Here is a 10,481-nt window from a genome sequence, read left to right as displayed (position 1 = left end):
CGCGCGCGGCGGCGACCCGACTCACGGCGCTGCCGGGGCTGAGCACACCGACGACGCGCGTACGGCGACCGGGGACGGCGGGTCCTGCGGGCACCAGGTCATCGACACGGATGACGAGGGAGTCCGAGTCGCCGACACCGGGAACGGCCGTGGCGAGCGCTTCGGTGAAGGTTGCGAGGCCGCACCGCGTCGGCGGGTAGGTGCTGAGGAATCCGTACGTGGTCACGTGGCGCCCGTTCCTGACCCGTCACCCGGATTGCGGTGCGACGATCGTTCCCGAGACGTCTGCCGGTCGGCACCTCTCGCGGGACCCCGCCATCGCGATCCGGTGGCCGCGGAAGTCTGTACTCCGGCAACCTTGCGGTCACCATACGCCTCGTACCTGCGAATCGGTCGGTCCGCCAGCCCCCGCGCGCGCGACCGTCACGATGCGAAGATGCACCATGCGACGCGACGCGACGGTGGCCCTCGACCTCACATCCGACGGATCGGCGCAGGTCGCCCTTGCCGTCGGTGTCGCGACCGGCCACGACGCCGAGGAACGCTTCGCGGCCACGCAGGCGGGGCGCGTCCTGCCGGTGACGGTACTCGACGACATCCATGGTGGTCGTCTTCATGTGATCGATGTGCGGGCCGGCGACGTGCACATCGAATACACCGCGACCGTGAGCGGTCAGGCGATTCCCGCCGATCTCGATGCGATGCAACAGATCCGCTACCTGCGCCCCAGCCGATACTGCGAGTCCGACCTGCTGCGACCGATCGCGGTCGCCGAGTTTTCAGGCCTGCGCGGCGCGGAGCTGCTCGCCGCCGTCGCGAGTTGGGTCGGCGTGCGGATCGCCTACGTCACCGGTTCGAGCCTGCCGACCGACGGGGCCGTGCGCACCATGTTGTCGCGCCGCGGCGTGTGCCGCGACTTCGCCCACCTCGTCGTCGCCTTCCTCCGTGCCCTCGATGTGCCCGCCCGTGTGGTCGCGGTCTACGCGCCGGGCTTGACGCCGATGGACTTCCATGCGGTCGCCGAGGCGGCGATCGACGGCGTCTGGCACGTTGTCGACGCGACGACGCTCGCTCCGCGACAAAGCCTGGTGCGCATCGCGACGGGTCGGGATGCCGCCGACATCGCCTTCCTGTCGGCTCGCGGCGACCTGCCGGTGCGGATCGCCGACCTGCAGGTGCTGGCGATCGCCGATGAGCTTCCGCTCGATGACACCCTTGAGCTGGCCGTTCTGCGCTGACCCCACGGCAGGCAACCTGGGAGTTCGCACAGCTGCGCGGCCTACCGTCAGGGGGTGCTCCCTCCCGTCTCGACTCGCTTCTTGCTTTCTGCGATCGAGACGAAGCGCCGAGAAGATGCTGCGCTGCGCTGGCGTCAGTCGTTTCAGCCCGGCCGCCCGCCTCAGCCCAGTCGTCCGGTTCCGCCCAGCCGCCGCCCGACGGGCACCGGCGAACGCCCCGCAAGCTCCGTGCGTTCAGACCGGGTCTAGCCCCGTGGGACGCCTGCGGGAGCTGCTCGACGAACTGCAGGCGCGTAAGACCGCCGCGACTGCTACCGCCGACGATCGCGCCACCGACGAGTGGCGCAGCGAAGGCGGCGCCAGCCCGTCAGTTCAGCGGGTGGAAGACGACTCCGCATCGAGATCCGCTCCGTCGACGTCATCGCCATCGGGGATGACCGACTCAGTCTGACCTTGGAAGGTCGCCGAGAGCGTTCGGTACGACCGGGTCAGGAAGGCGAGCAACGCGAACACGATCATCGCGAGTCCGGCGAACAGGAAGACGATCGCGATCCCGCGAACTTCACCGTCGCCGAGCAGCCAGCTCCAGGCCTGCGTGCCGCCACCGTCGTTCATGTACGGAATGATGATGAACTCGGCGATCGGCGCGATCAGGAATGCGGTGACCGGCGCCGCAGCCGCCTCGAATGCCGCCGCGAACCCGAAGACCCGACCCTGCGTGCGGAACGGCACCACCTTCTGAATCACGGTCTGCTCCGACGCCTCGATGGCGGGAATGATCGTCATGTATAACCAGATGCCAGCCGCGTACAACAACCAGGACTCGCGGATCGTGAACAGCGCCCCGAGAGCGCCCATGACGATGACCAGGATGAGCATCGTGCGGATCGGATTGCGGCCGAGGCCGAACTTGGCGACGAAGAGCCCGCCGATGATGAACCCGGTCGACGCGACCGCGAACACCACTCCCCACAGTTCTACGGGGAACAGTTCGAGCCCATAGGGATCCATCAGCGCCATGTAGACGCCGCCGATGAGGTTGTTGAACGTCGAGAAGATGATCAGCGCGAACAGACCCGGCACGAGCTTGATCGCGCTCCAGGCTCCGCGGATGTCGATGACCGGAGTCTTCTCGGCGACCTCGGGCTTGCTCTCCGGAATCGACAGGAAGAGCAAGTGGAGGAACGCGAGCGCGGTGAAGATGATCGCGAGCAGCAGCGTCCAGCCCATGCCGAGGATGCCGATGGAGAGGCCTGAAAACACGCTCGTGACCATGAACGCGAGACCCTGCACGGTGCCGACGAGCCCGTTGGCGTTGGCGTGCCGCTCGACCGGCACGAGCAGCGTGACGGTGGTCGAGAGCGCGATGTTGCGCATGTTCTCGATGACGCCGCCGAACAGGATGACGCCGGCGAACAGCCAGAACCACGGGCCGCCGAGGTCGAGCAACGCGCTCTCCGGAAGCGCGAGGTAGAAGCCACCGGCGATGAGGAACGCGACGAGCGTTGTGCCGCTCGCGAAGATCATGGCGACGTGCTTGCGGTGCCGGTCGACGATAGAGCCGAATACCATGCCGAACAGCGCGATCATGAGCATGTAGGCGCCGCCGATGATTCCGGTCGCCAGCACCGACCGCGTCTCGATGTACACCCAGAAGGTGAGCCCGAACCAGAGGTAGCTGGTGGTGACGTTGGCGAGCGCAGTGTTGATGAGAACGCCCAGGAACGTGCGCATCCCGTTCGGCGGCGGAACGTGTTCCGTGGCGGCGGGCGTCGTGGTCGGCTCCGTCATAGCGCGAGCCTACGACCGGCCCCCGACACCGGCGCAGCCCCTGCGAACGGGTAGCGTGGCCGCCGTGACCGATCCGACGCGGCGTGCCCCGAGCATGTACGACGTCGCGACGCGTGCCGGAGTGTCGCACCAGACGGTGTCACGGGTGCTCAACGACTTCGCCGGCATCCGGCCCGAGACCCGCCAGCGCGTGCTCGCCGCGATCGCCGATCTCGGCTATCGGCCGAACCGTGCCGCGCGCGCGCTGGTCACCAGCCGCAGCCGCGCGATCGGGGTGCTCGTGCCGGCAACGGCCGACTTCGGCCCGATGAGCAGCCTGCACGCGATCGAACGCGCCGCCCGGGCCGCCGGCTACCACGCCCTCATCACGAGCACGCTGATCGAGACCGCCGCGGTGCGGGAGAGTCTGCACTTTCTGCTCGACCAGTCGATCGAAGCACTCGTCGTGATTGCGCCGTACCGCGTGGTGACCGACGAGCTGGATGTCGTCCCCCCAGGCATCCCGACGGCCCTGCTGCAGACCGGCGATGTCGACACCGTCGGCGCGATCGCGGTCGACCAACGCGCGGGCGCCCGGCTCGCGGCGCGTCACCTGCTGGAACTCGGGCACCGCCGCATCCAGCAACTCACCGGACCAGCCGACTATCTCGAAGCGGTCGCGCGCCGGGATGCGATCGACGAGGAGCTCGCCGCGGCCGGGGTCGCCCTCCTCCCCCGACTGACCGGCGACTGGACCGCGGACTCCGGCTATGCCGCCGGCGCCGCCCTCGACCCGGCGACGACGGCGGTGCTCTGCGGCAACGACCAGATGGCCCTGGGCCTGATGCACGCCCTCGCGGACCTCGGACGTTCGGTGCCGCGCGATGTGAGCGTCGTGGGCTTCGACGACATCCCGGAATCGGCCCACAGCCTGCCACCGCTCACGACCGTGCACCAAGACTTCGAGGAGGTCGGCCGCCGCGCGGTGAGCGACCTCGTCGCGCGCCTCGAGGGGCACGACCCCGACCCGGCCGTGCCGACGGTCGCGCCGACCCTGGTGGTGCGGGCGTCGACGACCCGAGTCTGACCGAGCTGGAGCCCCACTTGGCAATCAATCATGTGAGCGATAACATCGCGGTACCGTCAAGGAGGATGTGATGAGAGACAACGCCGATCGCGCGGTCAATGCGGCCATCGCCGCGTTACGTGCCGACGTTGCCCGACTACACGGCGAACTGGTGCGCTACGGCCTTGTCGTCTGGACCGGCGGCAACGTCTCGGGTCGCGTGCCGGGAACCGACCTCTTCGTCATCAAGCCCTCCGGTGTCGAATACGACGAGCTGACGCCCGACAACATGATCCTCTGCACGCTCGACGGCGCCGTCGTACCCGGCACCCCGGGCAGCGAGCGCAGCCCGTCGAGCGACACCGCCGCGCACGCCTACGTCTACCGCGAGATGCCCGAGGTCGGTGGAGTCGTGCACACCCACTCGACCTACGCGGTCGCCTGGGCCGCGCGCGGCGAAGAGATCCCGTGCGTCATCACCGGCATGGCCGACGAGTTCGGCGGCCCCATCCCGATCGGACCGTTCGCAGTCATCGGCGACGACTCGATCGGGCGCGGCATCGTCGAGACCCTGCGCGGCCACCGCTCGCGCGCGGTGCTGATGCAGAACCACGGACCGTTCACGATCGGCGTGACGGCGAAGGATGCCGTGAAGGCTGCCGTCATGTGCGAGGACGCCGCGCGGTCGGTGCATCTCGCCCGGCAGGCGGGCGACCTCATCCCGATTCCGCAAGAGAAGATCGACGCGCTGTATGCGCGCTACCAGAACGTCTACGGACAACAGGGGGATGAGCGGCGATGACTGCAGCGACCACAGCACCTGACACGATCGTGGCTGGGCGTGCGGTGCTCGGCATCGAGCTCGGCTCCACTCGCATCAAGGCGTGCCTCATCGGCGACGACCCGTCCGACGTCATCGCGAGCGGATCCCACGAATGGGAGAACCAGCTCGTTGACGGTGTCTGGACCTACGCGCTCGACGACGTCTGGTCGGGCCTCCAGGCGGCCTACGCCGACCTCGTCGCCGACGTTCGACGCAGCTACTCGGTCGAGCCGACCGGGTTCGCCGCGATCGGCATCTCGGCGATGATGCACGGCTACCTCGCGTTCGACTCCGAGGGCGAGTCGCTCGTGCCGTTCCGCACCTGGCGCAATACGACGACCGGCGACGCCGCGACCGAGCTGACCGGGCTGTTCGGCGTCAACATCCCGCTGCGCTGGTCGATCGCCCACCTGCACCAGGCGGTGCGCGACGCTGAGCCGCACGTGCCCGCAATCGCGTCACTCAACACGCTCGCGGGCTACGTGCACGAACGCCTCACGGGACGCCGGGTTCTCGGCATCGGGGATGCGTCGGGGATGTTCCCGATCGATCCCGACGCCCCCACCTATGACGCCGACTTCCAGGCGCGCTACGACCGGCTCGTGAACGACACTCCCCTCGCCCACCCCTTGCGCGAACTGCTCCCCGAGGTGCTCGTCGCCGGGCAGCCGGCGGGCGAACTCACCGCGCAAGGCGCCGCGCTGCTCGATCCGACGGGAGCCCTCCAGCCGGGCGCCGTGTTCTGCCCGCCCGAGGGCGATGCCGGCACCGGAATGGTCGCCACCAACGCGGTCGCGCCGCGCACCGGAAACGTGAGCGCGGGCACGAGCATCTTCGCGATGGTCGTGCTCGAGCGCCCCCTCCAGCACGTGCACCACGAACTCGACATCGTCACGACGCCCGCGGGAGACCCGGTCGCGATGGTGCACTGCAACAACGGGGCGAGCGAACTCGCGGCCTGGGCGGGCATGTTCCACCGCTTCGCCGAAGCCGCCGGGCTGGCCGTCGACATCGACACCACCTACGACGTGCTGTTCAAAGAGGCGCTCAACGGCGCTCCGGATGCTGGGGGGCTGCTCGCCTACAACCACCTCGCGGGCGAGCCGATCGCCGGACTCACCGAGGGTCGCCCGCTGTTCGTGCGCACCCCCGACAGTCGGCTCAACCTCGCCAACGCGATGCGCGCGCACCTGTACGGCGTCTTCGGCACCCTCAGTCTCGGCATGCAGGTGCTCACCGAGGAGGGCGTGAAGCTTGAGCGGATGGCGGCGCACGGCGGCATGTTCCGCACCGCCGGGGTCGCCCAGCGGTTCCTCGCCGCCGCTCTCGACGCACCCGTCGAGGTCGCCGAGAGCGCTGCCGAAGGCGGTGCCTGGGGCGTCGCCGTGCTCGCCGCCTTCGCCGCAGCGGGTGGCGGAGACCTCGACAGCTACCTCCGCGACCGCGTCTTCGCGTCGACCGAATCCCGCACCGTGCAACCCGGCGTCGACGACGTCGCGGGCTACGCCGCCTACCTCGACCGCTACCGCGCCGGCCTCGCCGTCGAACGCGCCGCCGTCACCGCTCTCTAACGAAGGACACGCAATGACCCGCTCGATCGTTCCCGACCTGAAGACGAAGGTCGTCTGGTTCCTCACCGGCAGCCAAGGCCTGTACGGCGAGGAGACCCTCCGCCAGGTCGCCACCCAGTCGCAAGCGGTCGCTTCCGGACTCGCGGAGGCGGCCGACATCCCGGTCACCGTCGTGTGGAAGCCCGTGCTGACCGACAGCGACGCCATTCGCCGCACGATGCTCGAGGTCAATGCCGACGACGACGTCATCGGCGTGATCGCCTGGATGCACACCTTCAGCCCCGCGAAGATGTGGATCGCCGGGCTCGACGCGCTCGCCAAACCGCTGCTGCACCTGCACACCCAGGCCAACGTCGACCTGCCGTGGGGCGAGATCGACTTCGACTTCATGAACCTCAACCAGGCCGCCCACGGCGACCGCGAGTTCGGGTACATCGAGACCCGCCTCGGCATCCCGCGCACCACGGTCGTCGGCCACGTCTCCGACCCGGCAGTCACCGCTCGGGTGGGCGTGTGGTCGCGCGCGGCCGCCGGTCGGGACGCCACCCGTGGCATGCGCGTCGCCCGCTTCGGCGACAACATGCGCTACGTGGCCGTGACCGAGGGCGACAAGACCGAGGCCGAGATCCGGCTCGGCGTGCAGGTCAACACCTGGGGCGTCAACGACCTGGTGGATGCCGTGGCCGGCGTCTCGGAAGCGGCGGTGGACGAGTTGGTGGCCGAGTACCTCGCGGCGTACGAGGTCGTGCCCGAGTTGCTCGAAGGCGGCGACCGCCATGACGCGTTGCGCGAGGGGGCGCGCATCGAGGCGGGCCTGCGCGGATTCCTCGAGGCGGGCGGGTTCCACGCCTTCACCGACTCCTTCGAAGACCTCGGTGCCCTCAAGCAGCTGCCCGGCCTCGCCGTGCAACGCCTGATGGCCGACGGCTACGGCTTCGGCGCCGAGGGCGACTGGAAGACCGCGGTGCTCGTGCGCACTGCCGCCGTGATGGGCGCGGGCCTCCCGGGCGGCGCCTCCCTCATGGAGGACTACACGTACCATCTGGAGCCGGGGAACGAGCTCATCCTCGGCGCCCACATGCTCGAGGTCTCGCCAACGCTCACCACCGCCAAGCCGCGCCTCGAGATCCATCCGCTCGGCATCGGCGGCAAAGACGACCCCGTGCGGCTGGTCTTCACCGCCGACCCCGGCCCGGCGATCGTTGTCGCCCTCTCGGACGTACGGGAGCGCTTCCGGCTGGTCGCGAACGTCGTCGACAACGTGCCGCTGCCCGCCCCGATGCCGAAGCTGCCCGTCGGTCACGCGGTGTGGAAGCCGCGCCCCGACTTCCGCACCTCGGCCACCGCGTGGCTGCAGGCCGGCGCCGCCCACCACACCGTCATGTCGACGCAGGTCGGGGTCGAGGTGTTCCGGGACTTCGCGGCGATGTCTGGCGTGGAACTGCTCGTCATCGACGAGAACACCACGACGGAGGAGTTCGCCCGCGAATTGCGCTGGAATGCCGCGTACTACCGGCTCGCCCAGGGGCTATAGACCAGGGGCTTCAGGTCACTCCCCGAACCGCGGGATCTGCCGCACGCACCAATCGGCGTACAGAGAACCGCCGAGACGACCGAGCCAGCGGCGGCGGGTCGGGAGGTCGTTGAACGGTCCGCCGAGATTCCGCGTGCCGCGGATAGACCCGGGCAGCATTCCCGTGTGCACTCATCGGACCAGGACGACCTAGTTCCGGCTGGCTCGACGAGCCAATACCCCATACCCCTAGAGGGTAGAGTACACTCGTCGAAGGAGGTACGACTATGCACGGTCATGGGTACGTGGATGACAAGGATGCGCTGCTGAAGCGGCTTCGGCGAGCGGAAGGTCAGGTTCGCGGAATCGCGCGGATGATCGAGGAGGATGCGTACTGCATCGACGTGATCACCCAGGTATCTGCCGCCAAGAGCGCCCTCGAGTCGGTCGCCCTTGCCCTGTTGGAGGACCACCTCACGCATTGCGTCGCCGAAGCCACCGCCACCGGTGGGCCGGTCGCCGAAACCAAGCTGCGCGAGGCGAGCGACGCGATCGCCCGGCTCGTGCGCTCGTGAACCGCAGCTATCCCCCTCGCGAAAGGACCACATCCATGTCTCCTTCCGAAATCCCCGACCTGGGACTGACCGACAACAACGCCGGGTGCGCCTGCTGCACCCCCCGCGACCACACCACCGCAGCGCCGGGGGTTGCCGTGACCTCCACGGACACCCTCGCGCCTGCCGCGGCGGGAGCTGTGGTCGCCGACTACCTCATCGACGGGATGACCTGCTCGCACTGCGTGCGCAGCGTCACGGAAGAACTGTCCGCAATTGACGGCGTCACCGACGTGGACGTGCAGCTGAACGCAGGCGGAACCTCCCGCGTGCGGGTCGCCAGCGCCGCGCCGCTCGATGACGGTCAGGTGCGAAGTGCGGTCGAGGAGGCCGGGTACTCGCTCGCGCCGGTGTCATGAGCGCCATCGATGTCGATCTCGACATCACCGGGATGACCTGCGCGTCCTGCGCAACCCGGATCGAACGGAAGCTGAACAAGCTACCCGGCGTCGAAGCCACCGTGAACTTCGCCACCGAGAGAGCCCACGTCCACGCCACGGATGTTCCCATCAACGAGCTGATTGGTGCGGTGGAGGCGGCTGGCTACACCGCCATCGTTCCCGCGCCGCCGAACGCGGATGGTGGGGGTGGGCCCTCGGCGAAGGATGCGGAGCTGGCTGGGCTGCGTCGCCGCGTGGTCATCTCCGCGGGCCTCGCCGCACCGGTCGCGGTGCTGTCGATGATCCCCGTTCTGCAGTTCACGAACTGGCAGTGGCTCGCCCTCGCCCTGACCGCACCGGTGGTGGTGTGGGGGGCATGGCCGTTCCACCGGGCTGCGGCCGTCAACGCTCGGCATGGGGCCGCAACGATGGACACTCTCATCAGCGTCGGCGTCCTCGCCGCGTTCGGTTGGTCGCTGTACGCGTTGTTCTTCGGCTCGGCCGGGATGCCGGGGATGCAGATGAGCGTCCAGCTCATCGGCACGCCGCAGGCCGGCGGCCATGAGCTCTACCTCGAGGTCGCCGCGATCGTGACGGTGTTCATCCTCGCCGGCCGCTACCTGGAGACTCGCGCGAAGCGGCAGTCTGGCGAAGCGCTGCGCGCCCTGCTGGAGCTCGGCGCGAAGGACGCCACCGTGCTCCGCGACGGGGTCGAGATTCGGATCGCCGCCGATCTGCTGGTCCCCGGCGACACCGTCCTGGTGCGTCCCGGCGAGAAGATCCCCTCTGACGGGTTGATCCTCGACGGCGCATCCGCGGTCGACGAGAGCATGCTCACCGGCGAGTCCGTCCCGGTCGAGGTCTCCCCGGGCGCGCGGGTGACCGGCGGGACCGTGAACGCCGGCGGCATCCTGGTGGTGCAGATCACCCGCATCGGTGCCGACACCGAGCTGGCCCGCATGGCGCGCCTCGTGGAGGAGGCCCAGACCGGCAAGGCCCAGGTGCAGCGCCTCGCCGACCGGGTCTCCGCGGTCTTCGTTCCCGTCGTGATCGGCCTGGCTCTGGTCGCCTTCGGCGGCTGGCTGATCGCGGGCGCTGGTCTCGAGATCGCGTTCACGGCGGCGGTGACGACCCTGATCATCGCCTGTCCGTGCGCGTTGGGACTCGCGACGCCGACCGCGCTGCTGGTCGGCACCGGCCGCGGCGCCCAACTGGGCATCCTCATCCGGGGACCACAGGTGCTCGAGCAGACCCGCCGCATCGACACCGTCGTGCTCGACAAGACCGGCACGCTCACGTCCGGCGTCATGGCCGTCACCGGCATCCACCCCGTCACCGGCGTCGACCCTGACGAGCTGCTGCTCCTGGCGGCGGCCGCCGAATACGGCTCAGAACACCCCATCGGGCGCGCCATCGTCCAGGCAGCATCTTCCGCGGTGCGGGCCGAAGCGTTCACGGCCCACGCTGGCGACGGGGTGCAGGCCGTCGTCGACGGCCGTCTGGTGG

The 10,481-nt window shown here is 69.3% G+C and carries 9 protein-coding genes and 1 pseudogene; 8 read left to right on the top strand and 2 right to left on the bottom strand.

Going from position 1 to position 10,481, the window contains the following annotated elements; translation table 11 throughout:
• Nucleotides 1–226 (bottom strand): annotated as a pseudogene (locus RMO30_RS09865) (hypothetical protein); the annotation flags it as partial.
• A gap of 217 nt (nucleotides 227–443) precedes the next feature.
• On the opposite strand from RMO30_RS09865, the gene RMO30_RS09860 reads away from it, so the two are divergent.
• The gene (locus tag RMO30_RS09860; protein ID WP_309712675.1) at nucleotides 444–1,238 is read left to right on the top strand and encodes a transglutaminase family protein; all 795 of its coding nucleotides are present in this window, start codon (nucleotides 444–446) and stop codon (nucleotides 1,236–1,238) included.
• 372 nt (nucleotides 1,239–1,610) lie between these two features.
• On the opposite strand, the gene RMO30_RS09855 is transcribed toward RMO30_RS09860, so the two are convergent.
• Nucleotides 1,611–3,029, bottom strand: a complete 1,419-nt coding sequence (locus tag RMO30_RS09855) for an MFS transporter (protein WP_309712672.1) — start codon at nucleotides 3,027–3,029, stop codon at nucleotides 1,611–1,613.
• A 64-nt stretch (nucleotides 3,030–3,093) separates the two neighbouring features.
• Between RMO30_RS09855 and RMO30_RS09850 the strand changes: the two genes are divergently transcribed.
• The 7 genes from RMO30_RS09850 to RMO30_RS09820 form a co-directional block, all read left to right on the top strand.
• On the top strand, nucleotides 3,094–4,095 hold the full coding sequence (locus tag RMO30_RS09850; protein ID WP_309712669.1) for a LacI family DNA-binding transcriptional regulator: 1,002 nt from the start codon (nucleotides 3,094–3,096) through the stop codon (nucleotides 4,093–4,095).
• Nucleotides 4,096–4,165: 70 nt separating this feature from the next.
• The gene (locus RMO30_RS09845; RefSeq protein ID WP_309712667.1) at nucleotides 4,166–4,876 is read left to right on the top strand and encodes an L-ribulose-5-phosphate 4-epimerase; all 711 of its coding nucleotides are present in this window, start codon (nucleotides 4,166–4,168) and stop codon (nucleotides 4,874–4,876) included.
• Complete coding sequence (locus tag RMO30_RS09840; RefSeq protein ID WP_309712664.1) at nucleotides 4,873–6,468, top strand: FGGY-family carbohydrate kinase; 1,596 nt, start codon at nucleotides 4,873–4,875, stop codon at nucleotides 6,466–6,468. Before RMO30_RS09845 ends, RMO30_RS09840 begins: the two co-directional genes overlap by 4 nt.
• A gap of 13 nt (nucleotides 6,469–6,481) precedes the next feature.
• Nucleotides 6,482–8,002 (top strand): L-arabinose isomerase, encoded by a 1,521-nt coding sequence (gene araA / locus RMO30_RS09835; RefSeq protein WP_309712661.1) that lies wholly within the window; start codon nucleotides 6,482–6,484, stop codon nucleotides 8,000–8,002.
• Nucleotides 8,003–8,268: 266 nt separating this feature from the next.
• Nucleotides 8,269–8,556, top strand: coding sequence for a metal-sensitive transcriptional regulator (locus RMO30_RS09830; protein ID WP_309712659.1), 288 nt, complete (start codon nucleotides 8,269–8,271; stop codon nucleotides 8,554–8,556).
• A gap of 35 nt (nucleotides 8,557–8,591) precedes the next feature.
• Nucleotides 8,592–8,954, top strand: a complete 363-nt coding sequence (locus RMO30_RS09825; RefSeq protein ID WP_309712654.1) for a heavy-metal-associated domain-containing protein — start codon at nucleotides 8,592–8,594, stop codon at nucleotides 8,952–8,954.
• A partial coding sequence (locus RMO30_RS09820) for a heavy metal translocating P-type ATPase (protein ID WP_309712653.1) occupies nucleotides 8,951–10,481 on the top strand: 1,531 nt, incomplete at its 3' end. The genes RMO30_RS09825 and RMO30_RS09820, both read left to right, overlap by 4 nt.

The sequence above is a fragment of the Pseudolysinimonas sp. genome (assembly GCF_031389465.1).
GTDB lineage: Bacteria > Actinomycetota > Actinomycetes > Actinomycetales > Microbacteriaceae > Pseudolysinimonas_A.
Note: the sequence above shows the minus strand (reverse complement) of the source record. Positions and strands in the feature narration are given on the sequence as shown.